The 26,556-nt window shown below is 59.0% G+C and carries 24 protein-coding genes and 1 other RNA gene; 8 read left to right on the top strand and 17 right to left on the bottom strand.

The genetic code is table 11. The features are described from left to right. Positions 1-64 precede the first annotated feature (64 nt). Genes ACQUTP_RS13050 through ACQUTP_RS13035 form a run of 4 tightly spaced genes read left to right on the top strand, consistent with a single transcriptional unit; the run spans position 65 to position 3,589 of the window. Positions 65-424: a hypothetical protein gene (locus ACQUTP_RS13050; RefSeq protein ID WP_004205312.1), complete on the top strand. Its 360-nt coding sequence runs from the start codon at positions 65-67 to the stop codon at positions 422-424. Between the two features lie 49 nt (positions 425-473). Continuing rightward, positions 474-2,483, top strand: a complete 2,010-nt coding sequence (locus ACQUTP_RS13045) for a protein-disulfide reductase DsbD family protein (protein ID WP_285756522.1) — start codon at positions 474-476, stop codon at positions 2,481-2,483. A 1-nt stretch (position 2,484) separates the two neighbouring features. Continuing rightward, entirely contained in the window at positions 2,485-3,096 is a 612-nt protein-coding gene (locus ACQUTP_RS13040) for a DsbA family protein (RefSeq protein ID WP_017899795.1), read from the top strand. Then, a complete protein-coding gene (locus ACQUTP_RS13035; protein ID WP_004205308.1) occupies positions 3,086-3,589 on the top strand; it encodes a protein disulfide oxidoreductase in 504 nt (167 codons plus the stop codon). The genes ACQUTP_RS13040 and ACQUTP_RS13035 overlap by 11 nt, the downstream gene beginning before the upstream one ends. A gap of 194 nt (positions 3,590-3,783) precedes the next feature. Here the strand turns inward: ACQUTP_RS13035 and ACQUTP_RS13030 are convergent, their stop codons facing one another. The 8 genes from ACQUTP_RS13030 to ACQUTP_RS12995 form a co-directional block, all read right to left on the bottom strand. Further along, the gene (locus ACQUTP_RS13030; RefSeq protein WP_004205307.1) at positions 3,784-4,527 is read right to left on the bottom strand and encodes an SDR family oxidoreductase; all 744 of its coding nucleotides are present in this window, start codon (positions 4,525-4,527) and stop codon (positions 3,784-3,786) included. A gap of 61 nt (positions 4,528-4,588) precedes the next feature. Then, entirely contained in the window at positions 4,589-7,462 is a 2,874-nt protein-coding gene (gene gcvP, locus ACQUTP_RS13025; protein ID WP_048295577.1) for an aminomethyl-transferring glycine dehydrogenase, read from the bottom strand. A 145-nt stretch (positions 7,463-7,607) separates the two neighbouring features. Beyond that, the gene (gene gcvH / locus ACQUTP_RS13020) at positions 7,608-7,997 is read right to left on the bottom strand and encodes a glycine cleavage system protein GcvH (RefSeq protein WP_002916479.1); all 390 of its coding nucleotides are present in this window, start codon (positions 7,995-7,997) and stop codon (positions 7,608-7,610) included. A 24-nt stretch (positions 7,998-8,021) separates the two neighbouring features. Beyond that, entirely contained in the window at positions 8,022-9,116 is a 1,095-nt protein-coding gene (gene gcvT, locus ACQUTP_RS13015; RefSeq protein WP_004205303.1) for a glycine cleavage system aminomethyltransferase GcvT, read from the bottom strand. A 423-nt stretch (positions 9,117-9,539) separates the two neighbouring features. Then, positions 9,540-10,742 (bottom strand): FAD-dependent 2-octaprenylphenol hydroxylase, encoded by a 1,203-nt coding sequence (gene ubiI, locus ACQUTP_RS13010; RefSeq protein ID WP_017899791.1) that lies wholly within the window; start codon positions 10,740-10,742, stop codon positions 9,540-9,542. A 10-nt stretch (positions 10,743-10,752) separates the two neighbouring features. Further along, on the bottom strand, positions 10,753-11,931 hold the full coding sequence (ubiH, locus tag ACQUTP_RS13005; RefSeq protein ID WP_053809967.1) for a 2-octaprenyl-6-methoxyphenyl hydroxylase: 1,179 nt from the start codon (positions 11,929-11,931) through the stop codon (positions 10,753-10,755). Further along, a complete protein-coding gene (gene pepP / locus ACQUTP_RS13000; protein ID WP_004205299.1) occupies positions 11,928-13,244 on the bottom strand; it encodes a Xaa-Pro aminopeptidase in 1,317 nt (438 codons plus the stop codon). Before pepP ends, ubiH begins: the two co-directional genes overlap by 4 nt. 23 nt (positions 13,245-13,267) lie before the next feature. Further along, on the bottom strand, positions 13,268-13,846 hold the full coding sequence (locus tag ACQUTP_RS12995) for a YecA family protein (protein ID WP_002916486.1): 579 nt from the start codon (positions 13,844-13,846) through the stop codon (positions 13,268-13,270). Between the two features lie 166 nt (positions 13,847-14,012). Here ACQUTP_RS12995 and zapA point away from each other — a divergent pair, with 166 nt between their 5' ends. The 3 genes from zapA (at position 14,013) to ACQUTP_RS12980 (ending at position 15,263) form a co-directional block, all read left to right on the top strand. After that, positions 14,013-14,342 (top strand): cell division protein ZapA, encoded by a 330-nt coding sequence (gene zapA / locus ACQUTP_RS12990; protein ID WP_004205298.1) that lies wholly within the window; start codon positions 14,013-14,015, stop codon positions 14,340-14,342. A gap of 41 nt (positions 14,343-14,383) precedes the next feature. Next, positions 14,384-14,567, top strand: a non-coding RNA gene (ssrS, locus tag ACQUTP_RS12985) — 6S RNA. 99 nt (positions 14,568-14,666) lie between these two features. Next, the gene (locus ACQUTP_RS12980; RefSeq protein ID WP_004205297.1) at positions 14,667-15,263 is read left to right on the top strand and encodes a 5-formyltetrahydrofolate cyclo-ligase; all 597 of its coding nucleotides are present in this window, start codon (positions 14,667-14,669) and stop codon (positions 15,261-15,263) included. Between the two features lie 83 nt (positions 15,264-15,346). Here the strand turns inward: ACQUTP_RS12980 and serA are convergent, their stop codons facing one another. Together serA and rpiA are read right to left on the bottom strand one after the other, a co-directional pair. Continuing rightward, positions 15,347-16,579, bottom strand: coding sequence for a phosphoglycerate dehydrogenase (gene serA, locus ACQUTP_RS12975; RefSeq protein WP_017899786.1), 1,233 nt, complete (start codon positions 16,577-16,579; stop codon positions 15,347-15,349). A 269-nt stretch (positions 16,580-16,848) separates the two neighbouring features. Continuing rightward, the gene (gene rpiA / locus ACQUTP_RS12970; RefSeq protein WP_002916495.1) at positions 16,849-17,508 is read right to left on the bottom strand and encodes a ribose-5-phosphate isomerase RpiA; all 660 of its coding nucleotides are present in this window, start codon (positions 17,506-17,508) and stop codon (positions 16,849-16,851) included. Positions 17,509-17,675: 167 nt separating this feature from the next. On the opposite strand from rpiA, the gene argP reads away from it, so the two are divergent. Continuing rightward, positions 17,676-18,569, top strand: coding sequence for a DNA-binding transcriptional regulator ArgP (argP, locus tag ACQUTP_RS12965; RefSeq protein WP_002916497.1), 894 nt, complete (start codon positions 17,676-17,678; stop codon positions 18,567-18,569). Between the two features lie 54 nt (positions 18,570-18,623). Here argP and ACQUTP_RS12960 read toward each other — a convergent pair whose 3' ends face one another. From ACQUTP_RS12960 to tkt, 7 genes are all read right to left on the bottom strand, one after another. Then, positions 18,624-19,391: an oxidative stress defense protein gene (locus tag ACQUTP_RS12960; protein WP_004205295.1), complete on the bottom strand. Its 768-nt coding sequence runs from the start codon at positions 19,389-19,391 to the stop codon at positions 18,624-18,626. 89 nt (positions 19,392-19,480) lie between these two features. Next, positions 19,481-20,116: an arginine exporter ArgO gene (argO, locus tag ACQUTP_RS12955; RefSeq protein WP_004205294.1), complete on the bottom strand. Its 636-nt coding sequence runs from the start codon at positions 20,114-20,116 to the stop codon at positions 19,481-19,483. A 151-nt stretch (positions 20,117-20,267) separates the two neighbouring features. Then, entirely contained in the window at positions 20,268-21,125 is an 858-nt protein-coding gene (locus ACQUTP_RS12950) for a small-conductance mechanosensitive channel MscS (protein WP_017899785.1), read from the bottom strand. A 190-nt stretch (positions 21,126-21,315) separates the two neighbouring features. Further along, the gene (fbaA, locus tag ACQUTP_RS12945) at positions 21,316-22,395 is read right to left on the bottom strand and encodes a class II fructose-bisphosphate aldolase (protein WP_004205292.1); all 1,080 of its coding nucleotides are present in this window, start codon (positions 22,393-22,395) and stop codon (positions 21,316-21,318) included. A 97-nt stretch (positions 22,396-22,492) separates the two neighbouring features. After that, positions 22,493-23,656 (bottom strand): phosphoglycerate kinase, encoded by a 1,164-nt coding sequence (gene pgk, locus ACQUTP_RS12940; RefSeq protein ID WP_004205291.1) that lies wholly within the window; start codon positions 23,654-23,656, stop codon positions 22,493-22,495. Between the two features lie 39 nt (positions 23,657-23,695). Then, a complete protein-coding gene (gene epd, locus ACQUTP_RS12935) occupies positions 23,696-24,724 on the bottom strand; it encodes an erythrose-4-phosphate dehydrogenase (RefSeq protein WP_004205289.1) in 1,029 nt (342 codons plus the stop codon). A 386-nt stretch (positions 24,725-25,110) separates the two neighbouring features. Beyond that, positions 25,111-26,556, bottom strand: a 1,446-nt coding sequence (gene tkt / locus ACQUTP_RS12930) for a transketolase (protein WP_428902393.1), incomplete at its 5' end; no start/stop codon positions are given.

Below are 26,556 nucleotides of genomic sequence, written 5' to 3'. Positions count from 1 at the left end.
AGCTTTACCATTGCCAAAACGCGTTCGCCCGATAAGATAGGCCTCGCGAATATTTGAGGCGCTCATGATTAAGCGACAACGCAAAGCCATTCTTTTTGTCCTCCTGGCCTGTCTGGTGGTGCTGGTCTGCACCGCCCAGCGAATGGCCGGGATGCACGCGCTGGTCATGAACCTCACCGCCGACAGCCCGTCACTACAGCAAACCCAGGATAAAGCCGACGCGCCGGTCACGCCGTGCGAACTCAGCGCCAAGTCGCTGATGGCCGTCCCGCCGATGCTGTTTGAAGGGGCGCTGTTGGCTATCTCCCTGCTGCTGGCGGTGCTGGCGGCGATCCCGCCGCGTATCGAGCGCCAGTGGCCTCCCCGCGTTATCTCCCCGCCCCGATTGCGGGTGCATCTGCGATTATGCGTCTTCCGTGAGTGACTGATTTTCCTGACAGTTCAGGTTAATTCATTATTTATGGAGCAAATTTATGTCTATGTTATTCAGGCGACTACTGGTCTGCCTGCTTTGGCTATGGCTGCCCGTCAGTCAGGCCGCCGACAGCGGCTGGCTACGCGCCGCCGACAATCAACACGCCAGCGTCCGCCTGCGGGCGCAAACCGAGAGCAATGGCGATACCCGCCTGCTTTTAGAGGTGGCGCTGGAAAAGGGCTGGAAAACCTACTGGCGCTCGCCGGGGGAAGGCGGCATCGCGCCGGCTATCGCCTGGCACACGCCGCTGGAGGTTGACTGGCGCTGGCCGACGCCGCAGCGCTTCGACGTCGCGGGCATTTCCACTCAGGGCTATCACGGTGACGTCAGCTTCCCGATGACGCTGCGCGGGAAGATACCACCGACGCTCAGCGGCGTACTGACGTTATCCACCTGCAGCAATGTCTGCATTCTTACTGACTATCCCTTTTCGCTGGATATGACGGCCCCGCCAGGGGAGGGTTTTGGCTACGATTTCACCCGCGCGATGGGCACGCTGCCGCTGGGCGATGGTCTGACTTCGCAGCTGACCGCCAGCTACGTCAGCGGCAAACTGACGGTGACCGCTCGCCGCGATGCCGGCTGGCAGCAGCCAGCGCTGTTTATCGACAGCATGGAGGATGTCGATTTCGGCAAGCCGAGCTTTACCAGCCGCGGCGATACGCTGACCGCCACCATACCGGTCACCGATAGCTGGGGCGAAGCGGCACCGGATCTGCGCGGTAAAACCTTGTCGCTGGTGCTGGCGGATAGCGGCCAGGCGCAGGAAAGCCAGATCGCCATCAGCGCCGGCAGCGCCGCGCCGGAGCTGACGTTAGGCTGGGTGCTGCTGATGGCGTTGGCCGGGGGGCTTATCCTCAATGTGATGCCTTGCGTGCTGCCAGTGCTGGCCATGAAGCTCGGCTCGCTGGTGCAAACCGAACATCGCGAACGCGGCGCGGTACGCCGACAGTTCCTCGCCTCGGCGTGCGGGATCGTCGTCTCGTTCCTGGCGCTGGCGCTGATGATGACCGCGCTACGCCTGGGTAATCAGGCGCTCGGCTGGGGGATCCAGTTCCAGAGCCCGTGGTTTATCGGCGCGATGGCGCTGGTGATGATCCTGTTCAGCGCCAGTCTGCTGGGGCTGTTCGAAATCCGCCTCTCCTCCAGCGCCAGTACCTTCCTCGCCACCCGCGGCGGCAACGGCTTAATGGGCCATTTCTGGCAGGGCACCTTCGCCACCCTGCTGGCGACCCCCTGCACCGCGCCGTTCCTTGGCACCGCCGTGTCGGTGGCGCTGGTGGCGCCTCTGCCGCTGCTGTGGGGCATTTTCTTCGCCATGGGGATCGGCATGAGCCTGCCGTGGCTGCTGATCGTTGCCTGGCCGGGGCTGGCGCAACGACTGCCACGTCCCGGCCGCTGGATGAATCATCTGCGCGTACTGCTGGGGCTAATGATGCTTGGTTCAGCGCTATGGCTGGTCAGCCTGCTGACGATCCACATCGGCCGTACGCCGGTGCTTACCCTGCTGGTAATTCTGGCCATCGCCCTGCTGCTGGCCACCGCCTGGCGCTACCGCTGGCGGACGGCGCTGCGCGCGGGCGCCCTGGCCATCGTGGTGGCGGGCGCCGTCGCCTTAGTCTCCCGATCTGACGGCGAGGGCCCGCGCCGCGACCGGGTTAACTGGCAGCCGCTCAGCGAGCAGGCTATCGCCAGCGCCCTGGCGGAACATAAGCGGGTGTTTATTGATGTCACCGCCGACTGGTGCGTGACCTGTAAAGCCAATAAATACAACGTGCTGCTGCGCGATGACGTCCAGCAGGCGCTGTTAGCGCCGGACGTGGTCGCCCTGCGCGGCGACTGGAGCCGACCCTCCGCCACGATTAGTCAGTTTTTAACCACTCGCGGCAGCGCTGCGGTGCCGTTTAACCAGATTTACGGACCGGGATTGCCGCAGGGAGAGATCCTGCCTGCGCTGTTAGATCGCGAACACCTTCTCGCCGCCCTGTCCGTCGCCCAAGGAAAATAACATGAGAGCTATCACCGCCTTATTGCTGCTGTGCATATCCGCCTTCAGCTTCGCCGCCCCGGCGGAAGAACCACAAGCAAACGCTAATGACCAGCTGGCGCAGCTGCTGTTTAACGATCCGAACAGCCCGCGCACCGGCGCGAAAGCGCCAAAACTGACGATCGTCTCGTTTACCGATTACAACTGCCCTTACTGCAAACAGTTTGATCCGCTGCTGGAAAAAATCGTCCACGATAACCCGGACATTCAGCTGATCGTTAAGCTGCTGCCGTTCAAGGGGCAAAGTTCGGTCAATGCCGCCAAAGCGGCGCTATCGACCTGGCGCCAGCAGCCCGATAAGTTCTGGGCGCTGCATCAGCGGCTGATGGCGAAAAAAGGCTATCACGATGACGCCAGCATCGCCGCGGCGCAGAAGAAAACCGCCACCGATAGTGTAAATATCGATGACAAGACCATGGATTCGCTGAAGATGAACCTGATTTTGTCGCAGGTGCTGAATATTCAGGGCACCCCGGCGACCATCATCGGCGATCAGATGGTGGCCGGCGCGATCCCTGCTGATGAGCTGGAGGGGCTGGTGAAAGAGCAGCTGGCGAAAGCCCGTGGCCAGTAAAATCAGGCGCTGGCTGCGCGAGCTGGCGGTGTGGCTGCTGATTGGCGCGGCGGTGAGCCTGGCGGTGGATTATTTTCGCCAGCCCGCGCTGCCGCAAAACGTCAGCGCCACATCGCTGCACGCCCTCGACGGCAGGACGGTGGATCTGAACGCCATGAGCCAGCAAAAGCCGCTGCTGCTGTACGTTTGGGCCACCTGGTGCGGAGTTTGTCGCTACACCACGCCGTCGGTGGCATCGCTTGCCGCCGACGGCGGCAATGTGCTGACGGTGGCCCTGCGCTCCGGCGATAACGCCGCGCTGGAGACGTGGCTTGCCAGAAAGAAACTGACGCTGCCGACGGTAAATGACCCGAGCGGCCAGCTGGCGCGGCAGTGGGATATTCGGGTGACGCCAACGCTGGTGGTGATTTATCGAGGCGAGGTGAAGTCGGTTACCACCGGCTGGACCAGCAGTTGGGGAATGCGCCTGCGGCTGTGGCTGGCCTCCTGGTAGGCCGCCGGGTTACCCGGCTCGCGCTGCGCTTAGCCGGGCTACGGGTACTGAGGCTGTGGCCGGCCTCCTGTTAGACCGTCGGGCTTTAGCGGTTTTTATGCCGGGTGGCGGCTACGCCTTACCCGGCCTACCATTCGGCTTTGACCCCGTAGGGCCGGCAAGCGCAGCGCCGCCGGGCAATAGACATCTACGGGTTATTTCCCGCCCGCCAGTTCAAGGAAGCTACCCGTTACATACGACGCTTTGTCGCTCAGCAGCCAGGCAATGGCCTGAGCGACCTCTTCCGGCTGGCCGCCGCGCCGCATCGGTAGCGAACCTTTCACTCGATCCACGCGCCCCGGTTCACCGCCGGAGGCGTGCATTTCGGTATAAATCAGCCCCGGACGGACGCCGTTGACCCGGATCCCCTGCGCCGCCACCTCCAGCGCCAGCCCGGTGGTCAGGGTATCTACCGCCCCTTTCGACGCGGCATAGTCAACGTACTCCCCCGGCGCGCCAAGGCGCGACGCCGCCGACGACACGTTAACTATCGCCCCGCCCTTACCGCCATGCCGATGCGCCATGCGCTTGACTGCCTCGCGGCAGCAGAGGAAATAGCCGGTGACGTTGGTCGCCAGCACGCGGTTAATGCGCTCGGCGCTCAGGCTCTCCACCGTACACTGGGTAAAGAGGATCCCGGCGTTGTTGACCAGCGCCGTCAGCGGCTCGCCCATGCGGTCAATCGCCTCAAACATCGCCATCACCTGCGCTTCATCGCTGATGTCCGCCCGCAGCGCCGTGGCTTTGCCGCCAGACGCCAAAATGGTATTCACCACCTCGGTGGCGGCGTTAATGTTGTGATGGTAATTGACCGCCACGGTATACCCTTCCTGCGCCAGCAGCAGCGCCGTCGCCCGGCCTATTCCGCGGCTCGCGCCGCTTATCAGAGCGATTCCCATACCTTCCCTCCAAAAAATAAAGGCGCCGCAGCGCCTTTAAAAGTATAGATAATACGCAAACTTACTGGTATTCGCTCATCGGTACGCAGGAGCAGAACAGGTTGCGGTCGCCGTACACATCGTCCAGACGTTTCACCGTCGGCCAGTACTTGTTGTGCAACCCAGCCGGGAATACCGCCAGCTCGCGGCTGTACGGATGGTTCCACTCGCCCACCAGCTCGCCCTGGGTGTGCGGTGCGTTCACCAGCGGGTTGTCTTCCAGCGGCCATTCACCGGCTTTGACGCGGTCGATTTCAGCGCGGATCGCCAGCATCGCGTCGATAAAGCGGTCCAGCTCCACTTTGCTTTCCGATTCCGTCGGCTCAACCATCAGCGTACCCGCTACCGGGAAGGACATGGTTGGCGCATGGAAGCCAAAGTCGATCAGACGCTTGGCGATATCCAGTTCGCTAATGCCGGTCTCTTCTTTCAGCGGACGAATATCGAGAATACATTCGTGCGCCACGCGACCATCGCGACCGGTGTAGAGCACCGGGTAGGCGTCTTTCAGACGGGTAGCGATGTAGTTGGCGTTAAGGATCGCGTTCTGGCTCGCCTGCTTCAGCCCTTCCGCGCCCATCATGCGAATATACATCCAGCTGATCGGCAGGATGGACGCGCTGCCGAACGGCGCGGCGGAAACCGCGCCCTGACGGGTCAACATCCCTTCAATCTGCACCACGCTGTGACCCGGCACGAACGGCGCCAGGTGCGCTTTCACGCCGATTGGGCCCATACCCGGGCCGCCGCCGCCGTGCGGAATGCAGAACGTTTTATGCAGGTTGAGGTGCGAAACGTCGGCGCCGATATAGCCCGGAGAGGTGATCCCGACCTGGGCGTTCATGTTAGCGCCGTCAAGGTAAACCTGGCCGCCGAACTGGTGCACGATCTCGCACACTTCGCGAATGGTCTCTTCATATACGCCGTGGGTCGACGGATAGGTGACCATGATGCAGGAGAGATTCGCCCCCGCCTGCTCTGCTTTTTCACGCAGGTCAGCGAGATCGATATTGCCGTTTTTGTCGCACGCAACCACCACCACCTGCATACCCGCCATCTGCGCGGAAGCCGGGTTGGTGCCGTGCGCGGAGCTTGGGATCAGGCAGATATCGCGATGGCCTTCGTTGCGGCTCTCGTGATAGTGGCGAATCGCCAGCAGGCCAGCATATTCGCCCTGCGCGCCGGAGTTCGGCTGCATGCAGACGGCGTCATAGCCGGTCAGTTTCACCAGCCAGTCGGAGAGCTGGGCGATCATCTGGTGATACCCTTCCGCCTGCTCGACCGGGCAGAACGGGTGCAGCTCAGCGAATTCCGGCCAGGTGATCGGGATCATCTCCGCCGCGGCGTTCAGCTTCATGGTGCAGGATCCCAGCGGGATCATCGCCTGGTTCAGCGCCAGATCTTTACGCTCCAGGGCGTGCATGTAGCGCATCATCTCGGTCTCGCTGTGGTAGCGGTTGAACACCGGATGGGTGAGGATCGCATCGTCGCGCAGCATCGCCGCCGGGATGGAACGGCTGTCCAGCGCCACGTCTTTATCCAGGGTATCAATGTCCAGACCATGATCGTCGCCGACGATGGCGCGGAACAGGTTGAGCACGTCTTCGCGGGTGGTTGCTTCGTCGAGCGTAATGCCCACCGCGCCGTGAATATCGCTGCGCAGGTTAATCTGCAGGGCTTCGGCACGCGCCAGCACCGCGGCTTTATCCGCCACTTCCACGCACAGGGTGTCGAAGTAGTGCGCATGGCGCAGCTTCAGCCCTTTCTTCTGCAGGCCGTCGGCCAGAATGTCGGTCAGGCGATGAATGCGGCCTGCGATACGTTTCAGACCCGCCGGGCCGTGGAAAACCGCGTACAAGCTGGCGATGTTGGCCAGCAGCACCTGCGAGGTACAAATGTTGGAGTTCGCTTTCTCGCGGCGGATGTGCTGTTCGCGAGTCTGCATCGCCATGCGCAGCGCGGTGTTACCCGCCGCATCTTTCGATACGCCGATAATCCGGCCCGGCATGGAGCGTTTGAATTCATCTTTCGCTGCGAAGAAGGCCGCGTGTGGGCCGCCGTAGCCCATCGGCACGCCGAAGCGTTGGGCGGAGCCGAAGACGATATCCGCGCCCTGCTTGCCCGGCGCCGTCAGCAGCACCAGCGCCATAAAGTCGGCGGCGACGCTGACTATCACTTTGCGCGCTTTCAGCTCGGCGATTAGTTTGCTGTAATCGTGGATTTCGCCGGTGGTGCCCACCTGCTGCAGCAGCACACCGAAGACATCCTGGTGATCGAGCACTTTGTCGGCGTCATCGACGATCACGTCGAAGCCGAAGGTTTCCGCACGGGTGCGCACCACGTCCAGGGTTTGCGGATGGACATCGGCGGCAACGAAGAAGCGGTTGGCGTTTTTCAGTTTGCTGACGCGTTTGGCCATCGCCATCGCTTCGGCGGCGGCGGTCGCTTCATCGAGCAGCGAAGCGGAAGCGATATCCAGCCCGGTGAGATCGAGAGTGACCTGCTGGAAGTTGAGCAGCGATTCCAGGCGGCCCTGGGAGACTTCCGGCTGGTAAGGGGTATAGGCGGTATACCAGCCCGGATTTTCCAGCATGTTGCGCTGAATAACCGGCGGCAGCTGCACGGCGGTGTAGCCCATGCCGATGTAAGACTTGAAGCGCTTGTTGCGACCGGCGATCGCCTTCAGCTCTGCCAGCGCGGCGAATTCGGTTGTCGCGTCGCCCACCTGCGGTGGGGTCGCCAGCTGGATATCCTGCGGCACAATCTGGCCGATCAGGGCGTTAAGCGAATCCGCGCCGACGGTCTTCAGCATCTCTTGCTGCTGCTGAGCGTCCGGGCCAATGTGACGTTCAATAAAGGCGTCGCGGTTTTCAAGCTGACTTAAAGTCTGAGTCATGAGCGATGGTTCCTGAAACGTGCGGTGAATCGTGATTGTCTGACTGGTTTGCCCGGCAAGCGCTGATGCTTACCGGGCCGGAATACGCAAAATCATTCGCGCGGCAGGAAGCCAACGCCCCTGCAGCGTGAAGGATGACGCGTATTTATTCGTCTTCTAACAGAGCTTCATACGCGGCGGCATCCAGCAGCGCGGCAACCTGCGCTTCGTCGCTGGCTTTGATCTTGAAGATCCAGCCGTCGGTGTACGGGTCGCTGTTGACCAGTTCCGGCGAGTCGTTCAGCTCTTCGTTAACGGCAACGATTTCACCGCTAATCGGGGCATAAATATCGGAAGCCGCTTTCACGGATTCGGCAACCGCGCAATCGGCGCCCGCTTCGACGGTGGCGCCCACTTCCGGCAGATCAACGAATACCATATCGCCCAGCAGCTCCTGCGCATGCTCGGTGATCCCGACGGTATAGGTGCCGTCCGCTTCTTTACGCAGCCATTCGTGTTCTTTGCTGTATTTCAGTTCTGCTGGTACGTTGCTCATCAATTCATCTCCAAAAAAGGGAAATCACACAATGGCTTTGCCATTGCGTACAAAACCAGGTTTAGTCACTTTTACCGGCATTTCACGGTTACGAATTTGCACCACCGCGGTGTCGCCAATCCCGGCCGGCACGCGAGCCAGCGCGATGCTGTAGCCCAGCGTCGGCGAGAAGGTGCCGCTGGTGATAATGCCTTCTTTTTGGTTACCGTCGCTATCGGTAAAGCGCACCGGCAGGCCGCCGCGCAGGACGCCTTTCTCAGTCATCACCAGGCCAACCAGCTGTTCGGTGCCCTTTTCACGCTGCATCTCCAGCGCTTCGCGACCGATAAAGTTACGATCCGCCGGTTCCCAGGCGATAGTCCAGCCCATATTCGCCGCCAGCGGAGAGACGCCTTCGTCCATCTCCTGGCCATACAGGTTCATTCCGGCCTCCAGGCGCAGGGTATCGCGCGCGCCGAGACCGCATGGCTTAACGCCAGCGTCCAGCAGACCGCGCCAGAAATCCGCCGCCTGCTCGTTCGGCATGGCGATTTCATAGCCCGCTTCGCCGGTATAGCCTGTGGTGGCGATAAACAGCTCGCCGGCCTGCACGCCGAAGAACGGCTTCATACCTTCCACGGCCTGACGCTGCGCGTCGGTAAAAAGCGTCGCCGCCTTCGCTTTCGCCTGCGGACCCTGGACCGCGATCAGCGACAGATCGTCGCGGACGATGATTTCGAGGCCGTAGGGTTCAGCTTGTTCGGAAATCCAGGCGAGGTCTTTTTCGCGGGTGGCGGAGTTAACAACGAGGCGGAAATAATCTTCAGAGAGGAAATAGACAATCAGGTCGTCGATGACGCCGGCGGAGGCGGTCAGCATGCCGGTGTAGAGCGCTTTGCCTGGGGTGGTGAGCTTCGCCACGTCGTTGGCCAGCAAATAGCGCAAGAACTCTCTGGTCCGGCTGCCGTGGAAATCAACGATGGTCATATGCGACACATCGAACATGCCTGCGTCGCCGCGCACCGCATGGTGCTCATCAATCTGGGATCCGTAATGCAGCGGCATCATCCAGCCATGGAAATCCACCATGCGCGCGCCGCACAGCGTGTGTTGTTCATACAACGGAGTCTGTTGAGCCATCTTTTCCTCATCGAATAAAAACGGAACCAGCCACAAGATTGTCGGCGATTTTTCGCCACGAAATCGGGTGTCGGCATCGCTGACGAACGCCGACGCAAACGTTCTCTTTTGCCTGAACTTACCACCGAACCCGGCACTAAACCATAAGCTCATTCAGGGCATCACATTAGCTTATGACTAAAATCCGCCGAAAAGCCTACAGAGTTATTGACTGGAAAAAAGCGATTTATGCCACATAAAATTAACATTAAGGCGGCACTGATTAGGTAATGATGGTGTTTTGTGCGATTTTATCGTCCTAATTTCTTTAACAAAAAAAAGGACGCATTAATAAATCTAATGCGAAAAAAGAGGTGAAATTAGAATATTTCAAATGAGGGGGAAAACCCGGCGCGCAGGCCGGGTGAAAGAAGTGTGACGCGGTTAACGTAACCAGGCAGGCAGATCGTTGAGGCCCATCGCCTGGCGAATCAGCTGCGGTTTCACGCCCGGCAGCGTATCGGCCAGTTTCAGCCCCATGTCGCGGATGAATTTCTTCGCCGGATGGCTACCGGAAAACATGTCGCGGAAGCCCTGCATGCCCGCCAGCATCAGCGCGGCGCTGTGCTTGCGGCTACGCTCGTAGCGGCGCAGATAAAGATGCTGGCCGATATCCTTGCCCTGGGCGTGCAGGCGCTTCAGTTCGTCAATAAGCTCGGCGGCATCCATAAAGCCGAGATTGACGCCCTGCCCGGCCAGCGGGTGGATGGTATGCGCGGCATCGCCGACCAGCGCCAGGCGGTGGGCGGCGAACTGGCGGGCATAGCGGCCGGTCAGCGGGAAGACTTCACGTGCGCTTTCCAGCTGGCAGAGGCCAAGGCCATTATCGAAGGCGATATTCAACGCCTGATTAAAGGTGGCTTCATCAGCCTCCTGCATCCGCTGCGCCTCCGCCGGCGACAGCGACCAGACGATCGAGCACAGATGCGGATCGCAGAGCGGCAGGAAGGCGAGGATCCCGTCGCCATGGAACGCCTGGCGGGCCACCGCCTGATGCGGCTCAGCGGTACGGATGGTCGCCACCAGCGCATGATGATGATAATCCCAGAAAGTCAGCGGAATATCGGCTTTATTGCGCAGCCATGAATTGGCACCATCGGCGCCGATCACCAGCCGCGCGGTGAGCATGCTGCCGTCCTGCAGGCTGAGAAAGGCTTCATTCTCGCCCCACGCCACCTGCTGCAGTTGCGCAGGCGCCAGCAGGGTGACGTCGGCGCAGCGCTGCGCCTTCTGCCACAGCGCATAATGCACCACAGCGTTTTCAATAATGTGGCCCAGATGGCTGAAGCCCATGCTCTGGTCATCAAAGCTAATGCGGCCGAAGCTGTCTTTGTCCCACACTTCCATTCCGTGATAGCAGCTGGCGCGCTGGGCGACGATCTCTGACCAGACGCCGATGCGGGTCAGTAGCTTTTCGCTGGCGGCGTTAATTGCCGACACGCGCAGCGCCGGCGGCGCATCGGCGGCCAGCGGCTGCGGCTCCGCTTTCTCCAGCACCGCGACGCGCAGGCCGCTGCCCTGTAAACCGCAGGCTACAGCCAGCCCCACCATTCCACCGCCAACAATGGCAACATCAACACTTTGCACGTTCTACTCCTTAACGGGGAACCCAACCGAGGGTACGCTGCGCCAGCGCATCGCGCGCCGGGGTAAATAATTCCATGGCCATCAGACCGACATTGCGCCCCACCACCAGCGGCGCCCAACGGTTGGCAAACAGATGCACCAGCCCATCGGTCACGCCGATGGTGGTGGCTTTATCCCCTGCCCTGCGCGCCTGATAGCGACACAGCAGCGGATAATGGCCGACATCTTCGCCGCTGAGATGGGCGTCAGCGAGCAGCTCCGCCAGGCTCATCACATCGCGCAGGCCGAGATTAAAGCCCTGCCCGGCAATCGGGTGCAGCGTCTGCGCCGCGTTGCCGACCAGCGCCAGGCGGTGCGACACCGCGCGGCTGGCGGTGGTGAGAGCCAGCGGATAGACGCTGCGCTTCCCGGCGTGAGTAATGCGCCCCAGCCGCCAGCCGAACGCCTGCTGCAGCTCCTGACAAAAACGTTCGTCAGACCAGCTCAGCACCTCATCGCGGCGCGACTGCGGATGACACCACACCAGCGAGCAGCGCCCTTGCGACATCGGCAGCATCGCCAGCGGGCCATGCTCGGTAAAACGTTCGAACGCGCGGCCTTCGTGGGGCAGCGCGGTGCTCACGTTGGCGATAATCGCCAGTTGCTCATAGGGCTGCTGTTGCCAGCTGATGCCGCAGCGGGCGCCCAGCGACGAACGCGAACCGTCCGCCGCCACCAGCAGCTTACCGCTGATCGTTTCGCCCCCCTCAAGGGTAAGGCTGACGCTCTCCTGGCTGCGACTGACCGCTTCCACTTTCGCCGGGCAATGTAGCGTCACGCCCGGCGCCTCGCGCAGCAGGCTAAACAGTCGCTGGCCGACATCGTGGAGTTCAACTACCTGACCCAGCGCCGACAGGCTATAATCCGCCGCCGCCAGATTCACAAAACCAGCATGGCCGCGGTCGCTGACATGTACCCGCTGGATAGGCGTCGCCCGCTCGGCGAGACGTTGCCAGACGCCGATGCGCGCCAGTTGCTGGCAGGTGCCGGCGGCCAGGGCGATCGCCCGGTCGTCGAAGCCGGGATGGCGAGCCGACTGGGGATCCTGCGCCTCAATCAGATGGACCGGCAGCGCGCCGCCGGTCAAACGGGAGATGGCCAGGGCGAGCGTCGCCCCGGTCATCCCGCCGCCGACGATCAGCACGCTCATGACTGGCGCGCCGCCGCCATCAGCGCCTCGATCTCATCCGCCTTCTTCACCACGCCGGCGGTGAGATTTTCGTTCCCGTCTTCAGTGATCACGATGTCATCTTCAATACGGATGCCGATGCCGCGGTACTGCGCCGGCACGTCGGCGTCGGCGGCGATATACAGCCCCGGCTCGACGGTCAGCACCATCCCCGGCTCCAGGACGCGCGAACGGTCGGTGTCGTAGTGGCCGACATCGTGTACATCCAGCCCCAGCCAGTGGCTCAGACCGTGCATAAAGTACGGGCGGTGGGCGTTGTTGGCGATCAGCTCGTCAACCTCGCCTTTGAGGATCCCGAGCCGCACCAGGCCGGTGATCATGATGCGCACCACTTCCTGATTCACCTGGCAGATTGAGGTGCCCGGGCGGTAGAGTTCCAGCGCGGTCTCCAGCGATTCCAGCACGATATCGTAGATTTCGCGCTGCGGCTGGCTGAATTTGCCGTTCACCGGGAAGGTGCGGGTAATGTCGCCGGCGTAGCCGCGATACTCGCAGCCGGCGTCAATCAACACCAGATCGCCGTCGCGCAGTTCAGATTCATTTTCGGTGTAGTGCAGAATGCAGCCGTTTTCGCCGCCGCCAACGATGGTGTTATAGGAAGGGAAACGCGCGCCGTGGCGATTGAATTCATGAAGAATTTCGCCTTCCAGCTGATACTCGAACATGCCTGGGCGGCATTTTTCCATCGCCCGGGTATGGGCCAGAGCGCTAATTTCACCGGCGCGGCGCATCACGGCCAGCTCTTCCGCCGATTTGAACAGGCGCATCTCATGCACAATGGGCCGCCAGTCGATGACCGAGTTCGGCGCCTGCAGGTTCTGGCGCGAGCCTTTGCGTAGTTTTTCGAGGGCGTTGAACACAATCTCATCGGCATAGGCATATTCGCCCTGGGCGAAATAGATAGCGTCCAGACCGTTGAGCAGCTGATACAGCTGCTGGTTGATTTCGCTGAACGCCAGCGCCCGGTCAACGCCAAGCTTCGCCGGCGCGGCCTCCTGGCCCAGACGGCGACCGAACCAGATCTCAGCGGTCAGATCGCGAACCCGGTTGAACAGCACGCTATGGTTGTGGGTTTCATCGCTTTTAATCAACACCAGCAGCGCTTCCGGTTCGTTGAAGCCGGTGAAGTACCAAAAATCGCTGTTCTGCCGGTAGGGATATTCCGAATCTGCACTGCGTACCGCTTCCGGTGCGGCGAAAATCAGCGCCGCGCTGCCTGGCTGCATCTGCGCCAACAGCGCCTGGCGACGCGAGAGAAATTCCTGCTGAGTCATGACGCCCCCTGAACGAATTTTAGTTAGTGTAATGTCGGTTTGCGGACTTCCGGTGCGGTTGGCTGCTGACGCGCAAAGGTGTCGTGGCACAGCAGTGCGGCAACGCGGACATACTCGATAATCTCCTCCAGAGACATCTCCAGCTCTTCCTGATCTTCGTCTTCATCGTAGCCCAGCTGGGCAATATTACGCAGATCGTCAATCGCTTCCCCGGTTTCGTCTTTCACTTTATCCAGCTTCGGCTGGCTCACGCCAAGGCCAAGAAGGAAGTGGTTGACCCAGCCGGCGAGAGCGTCGGCGCGATCAAAGACGCTCACCGCATCGCCTTCCGGCAGATACAGTTGAAAGAGGAAGCCGTCGTCATCCAGTGAGTCGCTGATGGCGGAATGCATGTTACGCAGCGCCTGGGCCAGCTCATGGCCGAAGGCGAGACCTTCGTTGGTCAGGTCGTGCACCAGCGGCTGCCAGCTGCTGTCCGTGTTGCCGCCGCACAGCAATCCGCTGATCAAACCGTGCATCTCGGCCGGGGTAAGCCCTACCCCTTGTTGGTTCAGTAACTGGTCTACATCGTTGTAACCAGGCATTTCGTTCTGTATAGACATGCGCATTCGTCATCGTTGGGAGGAATATTCATGGTATGCTACCACTTTGGACCCTGGTGAACCAGAATAGGGCTTGTATCTTCGCACCAGGGTAGCTATAGTGTCGCCCCTTCGCAGACCCGGGTCAGGGTGTGAAGGCAGCGCAGTCAATCAGCAGGAAGGTGGCATGTCTGCACAACCCGTAGATCTCCAAATTTTCGGCCGTTCACTGCGAGTGAATTGCCCGCCTGAACAAAGGGATGCCCTGAATCAGGCAGCTGAAGACCTTAATCAGCGGTTGCAAGATTTAAAAGAACGCACTAGAGTCACAAATACTGAGCAGCTGGTCTTCATCGCCGCGTTGAACATCAGCTATGAGTTGACTCAGGAAAAAGCGAAGACCCGCGACTACGCTTCCAGCATGGAGCAGCGCATTCGCATGCTTCAGCAGACCATCGAGCAAGCATTGCTTGAGCAAGGTCGCATAAGCGAAAGACCAGGGTCGAAGTTTGAATAACACTTTGCAGTTAACTGTGTTAGAGTAACTCCAGGAACAAAATTTCTCTGAGATGTTTGCAAGCGGGCCAGTCCCCTGAGCCGATATTTCATACCACAAGAATGTGGCGCTCCACGGTTGGTGAGCATGCTCGGTCCGTCCGAGAAGCCTTAAAACCGTGACGACACATTCACCTTGAACCAAGGGTTCAAGGGTTACAGCCTGCGGCGGCATCTCGGAGATTCCCTTCCTCACTTCGCATTATTCCCCCACACCTGTTTTCGGCTGACGCCGCACTGTATTACACTGCTTTCTATTGTTTCGCCTGCTCGCCATGAGACCTGCATGACCCTACAGCCCGATACCCTGCTTTCCCGCCAGCATATTCGCCAGCAGATCCGCGAGCGTCGACGCGCGCTCAGCCCTGAGCAACAGCGGCAGTTTGCCCTGCAGGCCGCAGAGCGAATGATGGCCTGGCCGCCGGTGGTTCTCGCCCACACCGTGGCGCTGTTTCTCTCCTTTGACGGCGAGCTGGACACCCAACCGCTGATTGACCAGCTCTGGCGGGCCGGCAAGCGAGTGTATCTCCCGGTGCTGCATCCGTTTAGCCCCGGTAACCTGTTGTTTTTACATTACCATCCGCAGAGCGAACTGATAGTGAATCGCCTGAAGATCCGTGAACCGAAGCTCGACGTGCGCGACGTGCTGCCGCTCGCTGATCTCGATGTGCTGGTCACCCCGCTGGTGGCCTTCGATGCCGGCGGACAACGGCTGGGGATGGGTGGAGGTTTTTACGACCGGACGCTGCAAAACTGGCAGCAGTATCGCCTGCAGCCGGTGGGCTACGCGCACGACTGCCAGCAGGTGGACACCCTGCCGAGCGAAGAGTGGGATATTCCGCTGCCGGCGGTGATCACCCCGGGCAAAACCTGGTGTTGGTAGGTACGTGGGGAGAAGAATTTCTGCCTGGAAGGTGTTAACAAAAAAACGGGCAGGCACGCGACCTGCCCGAGAGGCAAAAATGGTTAGAACAGCAGACGGGCGCGGATAGTCCCCGGGATCGCTTTCATCGCCTGCAGCGCCTGCTGGGCAACATCTTCTTCCGCTTCGATATCAATAACCACGTAACCCATCTGCGGCGACGTTTGCAGATACTGGGCGGCAATATTGATGCTCTGCGCGGCGAAGATCTGGTTGATGGCGGTCAGGATGCCCGGCCGGTTCTCATGGATGTGCAGCAGACGGCGTCCACCGTGCAGCGGCAGAGAAACTTCCGGGAAGTTGACCGCCGACAGGGTAGACCCATTGTCAGAGTACTTCGCCAGCTTGCCGGCCACTTCCAGACCGATGTTCTCCTGCGCTTCCTGAGTGGAGCCACCGATATGCGGCGTCAGGATCACGTTATCAAACTCGCACAGCGGCGAAGTGAAGGGGTCGCTGTTGGTCGCGGGTTCGGTCGGGAAGACGTCGATCGCCGCCCCGGCCAGATGCTTACTCGCCAGCGCATCGCATAGCGCCGGAATATCCACCACGGTACCACGGGAGGCGTTGATCAGCAGCGCGCCCGGCTTCATCAGCGCCAGCTCTTCCGCGCCCATCATATTTTTGGTGGAGGCGTTTTCCGGCACGTGCAGGCTAACCACATCACTCATGTTCAGCAGGTCGGAGAGATGCTGTACCTGAGTGGCGTTGCCCAGCGGCAGTTTGTTTTCAATATCATAGAAGAAGACATGCATCCCCAGCGATTCCGCCAGAATGCCGAGCTGGGTGCCGATGTGGCCGTAACCGATAATCCCCAGTTTCTTGCCGCGCGCTTCAAAGCTCCCCACCGCCAGCTTATTCCATACGCCGCGATGCGCCTTGGCGTTGGCTTCCGGCACGCCGCGCAGCAGCAGCAGCAGCTCACCGATCACCAGCTCGGCCACCGAACGGGTATTGGAGAATGGCGCGTTAAACACCGGAATACCGCGTTTCGCGGCGGCGTCCAGATCGACCTGGTTGGTACCGATGCAGAAGCAGCCGACGGCAACCAGTTTTTCCGCCGCGGCGAAAATCTCTTCAGTCAGGTGGGTACGGGAACGCAGGCCGATGAAATGGGCATCACGGATCGACGCTTTCAGCTGTTCGGAATCCAGCGCGCCTTTATGAAATTCAATGTTGGTGTAACCTGCCGCGCGAAGGCTATCGATTGCCTTTTGATGCACACCTTCAACCAGCAGAAATTTAATCTTGTCTTTTTCCAGTGATACCTTAGCCATTTCCCCGTCCTGTTTTGTCTTAACTGATGTCGTGCTGAACGAAAGTTCGTCTCAGCAACATATCAAAAAAAACTATCGCGGCAATATGAACGTTTGCGTCGCCGTCCTGAAGAAATGTCATTCAGAAGGAAATGGCAGGACAAAACACCAGAAAGATAATGAACGGTAGCGCGTTAATCAGAATGGTTGCACAAATGTGACAGAAGTCACTAAATTGCGCCAGGTGAAAAAATATTTGCGAGGGAGCCGGTTGGCTCCCTGCGGACAGACTATTTTACGATGGTTTTCACACCGTCAGCGGTGCCGATCAGCGCCACGTCGGCGCCGCGGTTGGCGAACAGCCCCACGGTCACGACGCCAGGAATGCCGTTAATCGCGTTTTCCAGCGCGATAGCATCGAGAATTTCCAGGCCGTGCACGTCAAGGATCACGTTGCCGTTATCGGTCACCACGCCCTGACGGTATTCCGGACGGCCGCCCAATTTGACCAGCTGGCGCGCCACGGCGCTGCGCGCCATCGGAATGACCTCAACCGGCAGCGGGAATTTACCCAGAATATCGACCTGCTTGGAGGCATCGGCGATGCAGATAAATTTATCCGCTACCGAGGCGATGATCTTCTCACGGGTCAGCGCCGCGCCGCCGCCTTTGATCATCTGCATGTGGCCGTTGATCTCATCCGCGCCGTCAACGTAGATCCCCAGGCGATCGACGCTGTTGAGATCGAAGACGGTGATCCCGAGGCTTTTCAGCTTCTCGGTGGAGGCATCGGAGCTGGAAACCGCCCCTTCGATTTGCCCCTTCATGGTGCCCAGCGCGTCAATAAAATGGGCCGCCGTCGAGCCGGTGCCTACGCCCACAATGGTCCCTGGCTGTACGTATTGCAGCGCCGCCCAACCTACCGCTTTTTTCAGTTCATCCTGCGTCATAATTATGGTCCGAGATGTGAATGCCTGTGGCGCATTATAGAACATCGACAGTGGAAATGTCCCTGCGATGCAGATCACACAACAGAGCAGACCAATTTCGTCTGTATCAAATAAAAATTTATGTCATAGTGCGAGATAACGATTAGTTATGGGGGCACGCCAGAATAATGAAACGACCGGACTACAGGACACTACAAGCGCTGGACGCGGTGATTAGAGAACGAGGATTTGAGCGCGCCGCGCAGAAGCTATGTATTACCCAGTCCGCCGTCTCACAGCGTATTAAGCAACTGGAAAATATGTTCGGCCAGCCGCTGCTGGTACGTACCGTGCCGCCGCGCCCAACCGAGCAAGGGCAAAAATTGCTGGCGCTGTTGCGCCAGGTTGAACTGCTGGAGGAAGAGTGGCTGGGGGACGAGCAGACTGGCTCCACGCCGCTGCTGCTGTCGCTGGCGGTGAACGCCGACAGTCTGGCGACCTGGCTGCTGCCGGCGCTGGCTAATGTGCTGTCGGACTCCCCTATTCGTCTCAACCTGCAGGTGGAAGATGAAACCCGCACCCAGGAACGCCTGCGCCGTGGCGAAGTGGTCGGCGCGGTAAGTATCCAGCCACAGGCGCTGCCAAGCTGCCTGGTGGATCAGCTCGGCGCGCTCGATTACCTGTTTGTCGCCTCAAAAGAGTTTGCGCAACGCTATTTCCCCAACGGCGTAACGCGCTCGGCGCTGCTGAAAGCGCCGGTCGTCGCTTTCGATCATCTGGATGATATGCATCAGGCATTTCTGCAGCAAAACTTCGACCTGCCGCCGGGTAGCGTCCCCTGCCATATCGTCAACTCGTCGGAAGCCTTCGTCCAGCTGGCGCGCCAGGGCACCACCTGCTGCATGATCCCCCATCTGCAGATCGAAAAAGAGCTCAACAGCGGCGAGCTTATCGACCTCACTCCCGGCCTGTTTCAGCGCCGTATGCTTTACTGGCACCGCTTTGCCCCGGAAAGCCGCATGATGCGCCGGGTGACCGATGCGCTCATCGACTACGGCCACAAGGTGCTGCGTCAGGATTAAGCCGCGGGCATAAAAAAAGCCACTTCGCTGAAGTGGCTTTTTTGTTTCTATCGCTTACTGGGCCGGTTTCGGCGCTTCAGCCGGTTTCGCCGGCGTGGCCGGGGCCGCAGCCTGCGCCGGCTGCAGTTCAAACACGACGTCGACCTGGTCGTCAAACTGGATGGTGGCCTGCTCGTAGGTTTCCTGGGCGGAAACCGGCGCAGCGTCAGCGGCCTTCATCATGCGAACCATCGGGCTCGGCTGATAATTAGAGACGTGGTAGCGCACGCTGTACACCGGACCCAGCTTGCTGTGGAAACCTGCGGCCAGCTCCTGCGCCTGATGCACGGCGTCGTCGATCGCCGCTTTACGCGCTTTATCTTTGTAGGCGTCCGGTTGCGCAACGCCCAGCGAGACGGAGCGAATTTCGTTCAGACCGGCTTTCAGGGCGCCGTCCAGCAGACCGTTGAGTTTATCCAGCTGGCGCAAGGTCACTTCGACAGTGCGCACCGCGCGGTAGCCTTTCAGAATGCTTTTCCCGTTCTGATAGTCGTAATCAGGTTGGGTGCGCAGATTCGCCGAGTTGATGTCTTTTTTCGCAATGCCGCTCTTTTCGAGGAAAGAGAGGTATTGCGCAACGCGATCGTCAGCCTGTTTTTTTGCCGATGCGGCATCTTTTGCCGCCACGTTCACTTCGATCGCCAGGGTGGCGATATCCGGAACCGCAGCAACGCTTGCTGTGCCTGAAGTCACAATATGCGGACCGTCCGGCAATTCGCTGGCCTGTGCCGCCATCGTGCTAAATCCGAGTGTTGCCGCCAGGGCTAAGACTTTTAACTTCACTGTCGTTTCTCCATGTTACTTAAATCGCCCTTACGGGACGCATGCCAGCAAGCTTAGCGCGTACAGCGGGAAAGTCCATCGGACAACGCTTAGTTGAGCAACGCCTGGATATGGCCGACGCCCTCTTTTGCCAGCTGAAACGCAATAAACCACATGACGGCGCCGACCACAATGTTGATGATCCGCTGGGCTCTGGCGGTACGCAGCCGCGGCGCCAGCCATGCGGCCAACAGCGCCAGACCAAAGAACCACAGGAAAGAGGCGCTAATGGTTCCCAGCGCAAACCAGCGCTTCGGCTCCATCGCCAGCTGGCCTCCCAGGCTGCCCAACACCACAAAGGTATCCAGATAAACGTGCGGATTCAGCCAGGTGACCGCCAGCATAGTGATAATGATTTTCCAGCGCCCCTGCTGCATCACCTCGGCGCTGGCGAGCTCAAGATTCTGGCTGAACGCTGTTTTCAATGCGCCAAAGCCGTACCACAGTAAAAAGGCCACGCCGCCCCAGGTCACGAGCGCCAGTAGCCAGGGGGACTGCATCAGCAGCGCGCTGCCGCCAAAAATGCCGGCGCAGATCAGCAGCAAGTCGCTGACGGCGCACAGCAAGGCAATCATCAGGTGATACTGACGACGGATCCCCTGGTTCATCACGAAAGCATTTTGGGGGCCAAGCGGCAAAATCATTGCCGCTCCCAGGGCAAGGCCCTGAAAGTAATAGGTAAACATGAGGATTTTTCCGCTGTGTTCGAGAGTGGCGCTGACTATAACGCGAATAAATTATTAGCGGAAATTGAAAGTATTAATCATTAATAAGCAAAGCTAATGATGAGCCATTAAAAAAGGCCGGCATCGCCGGCCTGAGTCACTGAGTGGCGGTTTACTCGGCTTTTTCCGGCAGACGCACCACATGAACATCCATCTGCGGATAAGGGAAGCTGATGCCGTTGGCGTCAAATTCACGCTTGATGCGCTCGAGGATATCCCAGTAGACGTTTTGCAGATCGCTGCTTTTGCTCCAGACGCGCACCACAAAGTTCACCGACGAGGCGCCGAGTTCGTTCAGGCGAACCGTCATTTCCCGATCGCGCAGAATACGATCGTCAGATTCGATAATCGAGGTCAGGAGCTGCTTCACCTTGTCGATATCGGCATCGTAAGAGACGCCGATAATAAACTCATTGCGGCGCGCCGGTTCACGGGAGAAGTTAATGATGTTGCCGGCGATGATTTTGCCGTTCGGCACCACCACCACTTTACCGTCGGCGGTACGCAGGGTAGTGGAGAAAATCTGTACGTTAAGCACCGTACCCGCTACACCACCAAGGTCGACATACTCGCCGGCGCGGAAAGGGCGGAACATCACCAGCAGTACGCCAGCCGCGAGGTTAGACAGTGATCCCTGCAGCGCCAGACCGACGGCTAAACCCGCGGCGCCCAGCACCGCAATGACCGAGGCGGTCTGCACGCCCACGCGTCCCAGGGCGGCAATCAGCGTAAAGGCGATAACCGCATAGCGCACCAGCGCGGAGAGGAAATCGGCAACGGTGGCGTCAATTTTACGCGCCAGCATCAGGCGGTTGACGGTATTAGAGACGACGCGCGCCACGATCATCCCGACGATCAGGATAGCGATAGCCGCGACGATGTTGACGGCATAGCTCAGCAGCAGCTCCTGGTTGCGTGCCAGCCACGTCCCGGCGTGGTTGATGCTATCGACAACGTTCAAATCTTCCATTTAACATTCCTTATGAATCCCCCAGGGGGAAGTAAATAACTCAGCCTGCGACAGGGCAGTCAGGTTATAGGGTAAACAATAAGTGCACGTTTTGCCAAATGGATCACAGTTTTCTGCCGCGCTATCCTGTTGTTAAGATAATAAAAAAGCCCGCATTGCTGCGGGCTTCGGGGTAAGAAACAGATTTTTCTTACAGAACGTCGATCGCGTTCAGCTCTTTAAATGCCTGCTCCAGACGAGTCACCATGGAAGTCTGTGCAGCACGCAGCCATACGCGCGGGTCGTAGTATTTCTTGTTCGGCTGGTCTTCGCCTTTCGGGTTGCCCAGCTGGCCCTGCAGGTAAGCTTCGTTCGCTTTGTAGTACTGCAGGATACCGTCCCAGGTTGCCCACTGAGTGTCGGTATCGATGTTCATTTTCACTACGCCGTAGCTGACGGAGTCTTTGATTTCCTGAGCGGAAGAACCGGAACCGCCGTGGAAGACGAAGTTCAGGCTGTTGTGCGGCAGGTTGTGTTTCTTGGAAACATATTCCTGAGAATCGCGCAGGATAGTCGGGGTCAGAACGACGTTACCCGGTTTGTACACGCCGTGTACGTTACCGAAGGAAGCGGCGATGGTGAAGCGCGGGCTGATTTTGCTCAGCTCGGTGTACGCGTAATCCACGTCTTCCGGCTGGGTGTACAGGGCGGAAGCGTCCATGTGGCTGTTGTCCACGCCGTCTTCTTCGCCACCGGTGCAACCCAGTTCGATTTCCAGGGTCATGTCCATTTTGGCCATGCGCGCCAGGTATTTAGAGCAGATTTCGATGTTTTCGTGCAGGGACTCTTCAGACAGGTCGATCATGTGAGAAGAGAACAGCGGTTTGCCGGTAGCGGCGAAGTGTTTTTCACCCGCGTCCAGCAGGCCGTCGATCCACGGCAGCAGTTTCTTCGCGCAGTGGTCAGTGTGCAGGATAACCGGCACGCCGTAGTGCTCAGCCATCTGGTGCACGTGGTGCGCGCCAGAGATAGCGCCGAGGATAGCAGCACCCTGAGGAACGTCAGTTTTCACGCCTTTACCTGCGATGAACGCTGCGCCGCCGTTAGAGAACTGAACGATAACCGGAGAGCGTACTTTCGCAGCAGCTTCCAGAACGGCGTTGATGGAGTCAGTCCCTACGCAGTTTACCGCCGGCAGTGCAAAGTTGTTTTCTTTCGCTACCTGGAACACTTTCTGAACGTCGTCGCCAGTGATGACGCCCGGTTTTACGAAATCAAAAATTTTAGACATGTTACTTAGTCCTGTATCTGTATCTTCGACCGTTGAAGAAGGTTCGCGAGCCCTTAAGCGCGCTGAAAAACAGGCGGGTTTCCCCGCCTGAACTGAATTACTGCTTAGCGCGCTCTTCGAGCATCGCTACTGCCGGCAGGACTTTGCCTTCGACGAATTCAAGGAACGCGCCGCCGCCAGTGGAGATGTAGGAAATTTTGTCAGCGATGCCGAACAGGTCGATCGCTGCCAGAGTGTCACCGCCGCCGGCGATGGAGAAACCTTCGCTGTCCGCGATAGCGTTAGCCACGATTTCAGTCCCTTTACGGAAGTTCGGGAATTCGAATACGCCAACCGGGCCGTTCCACAGAATGGTTTTGGCGTTCTTCAGAATTTCAGCCAGTTTCTGTGCGGAAACGTCGCCAAGGTCCAGGATCTGCTCATCATCTTTGATGTCGTTAACAGATTTCAGAGTCGCCGTTGCGGTTTCGGAGAACTCGGTCGCGACGCGAACGTCAGTCGGAACCGGGATATCGCAGGTGCTCAGCAGGCGCTTGGCTTCATCAACCAGGTCCGCTTCGTACAGGGATTTGCCGACGTTGTGGCCCTGGGCGGCAACGAAGGTGTTAGCGATACCGCCGCCGACGATCAGCTGGTCAGCGATTTTAGACAGGGAATCCAGCACGGTCAGCTTAGTGGATACTTTAGAACCACCGACGATAGCGACCATCGGACGAGCCGGCTCTTTCAGCGCTTTACCCAGCGCGTCCAGTTCAGCGGCCAGCAGCGGGCCTGCGCACGCCACGTCAGCAAATTTGCCGATACCGTGGGTGGAAGCCTGCGCGCGGTGCGCGGTACCGAAGGCGTCCATCACGAACACGTCGCACAGCGCGGCGTATTTTTTGGACAGCGCTTCGTCGTCTTTTTTCTCGCCTTTGTTGAAGCGAACGTTTTCCAGCACCACCAGCTCGCCGGCAGCCACTTCAACGCCGTCCAGGTAGTCTTTAACCAGACGTACCGGGTTGGACAGTTTGTCTTTCAGGTAATTAACAACCGGCAGCAGAGAGAATTCTTCGTTGTACTCGCCTTCGGTCGGACGACCCAGGTGGGAGGTTACCATCACTTTCGCGCCCTGCTTCAGCGCCAGTTCGATGGTCGGCAGAGATGCACGGATACGCGCGTCGCTGGTTACTTTCCCGTCTTTAACTGGTACGTTCAGATCCGCACGGATAAAAACGCGTTTACCAGCCAGATCCAGATCGGTCATCTTAATTACAGACATGGTGAATCCTCTCGTTGATTCATAAAGTTTTGTCGACGTTTACGCGTCGAACCTGAAACCAATAGCCGCCATCGCTAACGTCGTGTCGAGCATTCGGTTAGCAAAGCCCCATTCGTTATCGCACCAGACCAGCGTTTTGATCAGATGCGCGCCACTGACCCGGGTTTGCGTGCCATCAACAATAGCACTGTGCGGATCGTGGTTAAAATCTGTCGAGACCAACGGTAATTCCGTATAGTCAACTATACCATGAAATGCACCTTGTGCTGCTTTTTGCAGCAACTGGTTGACTTCACATGCTTTTACCGGTTTTTTAACCGTCACGCTCAGGTCAATTGCCGTCACGTTTATCGTCGGCACCCGCACGGCAATCGCTTCAAAACGGTCGTTAAACTGCGGGAAAATACGGGTTATCCCTGCCGCCAGTTTGGTATCCACCGGAATGATCGACTGGCTGGCCGCGCGGGTACGCCGGAGATCCGGATGATAGGCGTCAATCACCTGCTGGTCATGCATCGCCGAGTGAATGGTGGTGACGGTGCCGGACTCGATGCCATAGGCATCATCTAACAGTTTAATGATCGGAATAATGCAGTTGGTGGTACAGGAGGCGTTGGAGACAATACGGTGCTCGGCGCGGAGTTCATCCTGATTGACGCCGTACACCACCGTCGCGTCGAGGTCGTTGCCGCCGGGATGGGAGAAGAGCACTTTCTTCGCCCCCGCCTGCAGGTGCGCCTCACCGTGCTCACGGCTTCCGTAAACGCCGGTGCAGTCGAGCACCACGTCTACCGCCAGCTCGCGCCAGGGCAGCGCCGCAATGGTCGGCTCGTGCAGCAGACGGATGGCATCATCGCCAACAAACAGCTGCTCGCGCTCCTGACGAACATCCCAGGCGAAACGGCCATGGCTGGTGTCATATTTCAACAAATGCGCGATGCCCGCAGCATCCGCCAGCTCATTGATTGCCACCACGGTGATTTCCGCACGGCGCCCGGATTCATATAGCGCACGAACCACATTGCGTCCAATACGACCGAAGCCATTAATCGCGATGCGAATGGTCATAGATCTCCTGCAAGGCTGTCCCTGTGATGAGGTGGCTGACAGAGTAATCCAGCTACGCTCTGAGGGAAACCTTACCAGCTGCAAACTGCGACTGATTGATTAATTGTCGAACATTTAAACGACTGAAACGCTTCAGCTAGAATAAGCCAAACGAGGAATAAAAGGAATGTTTGTCCAGCGCAATAAACCAGCTATATGACTCACATCACATTTTTGCTGGAATAATTTACAACCGTATTACATGGTTCAGGAATAGCAGATACAAAAAAGCCGGGTGACGAGGTAAAAGCAAAAACGGTAACCCTTGGGTTACCGTTTTTGGTGCTTGCCCCCTCTCCTGTGGGAGAGGGTTGGGGTGAGGGCATTAGCCCGCACCGTACCAGCGATTACAGCAGCGCTTTCGCTTTAGCGACCACATTGTCGACGGTGAAGCCGAACTCTTCGAACAGCTGCTCAGCCGGCGCAGACTCACCGAAGGTGGTCATGCCAACGATAGCGCCGTTCAGGCCAACATATTTGAACCAGTAGTCAGCGATACCCGCTTCCACGGCAACGCGCGCGGTCACGGCTTTCGGCAGTACGGATTCACGATAAGCCGCATCCTGCTTGTCGAACGCGTCGGTGGACGGCATGGAGACCACGCGCGCCTTCACGCCTTCGGCGGTCAGTTTGTCCCACGCGGCAACCGCCAGCTCAACTTCCGAACCGGTGGCGATGAAGATCAGCTCCGGCTGGCCGGCGCAATCTTTCAGCACGTAACCGCCGCGGGCCACGTTCGCCAGCTGCTCTGCGGTACGCTCCTGCTGCGCCAGGTTCTGACGGGACAGGATCAGCGCGGTCGGGCCGTCCTGACGCTCAACGCCATATTTCCACGCAATCGCGGATTCCACCTGGTCACACGGACGCCAGGTGGACATGTTCGGGGTCACGCGCAGGGAAGCCACCTGCTCTACCGGCTGGTGAGTCGGGCCATCTTCGCCCAGACCGATGGAGTCATGGGTGTAGACCATCACCTGACGCTGCTTCATCAGCGCCGCCATACGTACCGCGTTACGCGCATATTCCACGAACATCAGGAAGGTGGAGGTGTACGGCAGGAAACCGCCGTGCAGCGCGATACCGTTGGCGATAGCGGTCATACCGAACTCACGCACGCCGTAGTGAATGTAGTTACCGGCAGTATCTTCGTTGATCGGCTTAGAACCAGACCACAGGGTCAGGTTAGATGGCGCGAGATCTGCGGAGCCACCGAGGAATTCCGGCAGCAGCGGACCGAACGCTTCGATGGCGTTCTGAGAGGCTTTACGGCTGGCGATTTTCGCCGGGTTGGCCTGCAGCTTCGCGATGAACTCGTTGGCTTTCGCGTCGAAGTCAGACGGCATCTCGCCTTTCATACGACGGGTGAATTCGGCGGCTTCCTGCGGGAAAGCTTTGGCGTAGGCAGCGAACTTCTCATTCCAGGCCGCTTCTTTCGCCTGGCCAGCTTCTTTGGCATCCCACTGCGCATAGATGTCAGACGGGATGTCAAACGGCGCGTGTTTCCAACCCAGCGCTTCGCGGGTCAGGGCGATTTCGGCGTCGCCCAGCGGCGCGCCGTGGGAGTCGTGGGTACCGGCTTTGTTCGGCGAACCGAAACCGATGATGGTTTTGCACATCAGCAGGGATGGTTTGTCGGTAACCGCGCGCGCTTCTTCTACCGCGCGTTTGATGGCGTCAGCGTCGTGACCGTCAACGCCGCGCACCACGTGCCAGCCGTAGGCTTCAAAGCGTTTGGCGGTATCGTCGGTGAACCAGCCTTCAACGTGGCCGTCGATGGAGATGCCGTTGTCATC

This window comes from Klebsiella sp. 2-CIP_Kleb., from assembly GCF_050378715.1.
GTDB classification, from domain to species: Bacteria; Pseudomonadota; Gammaproteobacteria; order Enterobacterales; family Enterobacteriaceae; genus Klebsiella; species Klebsiella quasipneumoniae.
Note: the sequence above shows the minus strand (reverse complement) of the source record. Positions and strands in the feature narration are given on the sequence as shown.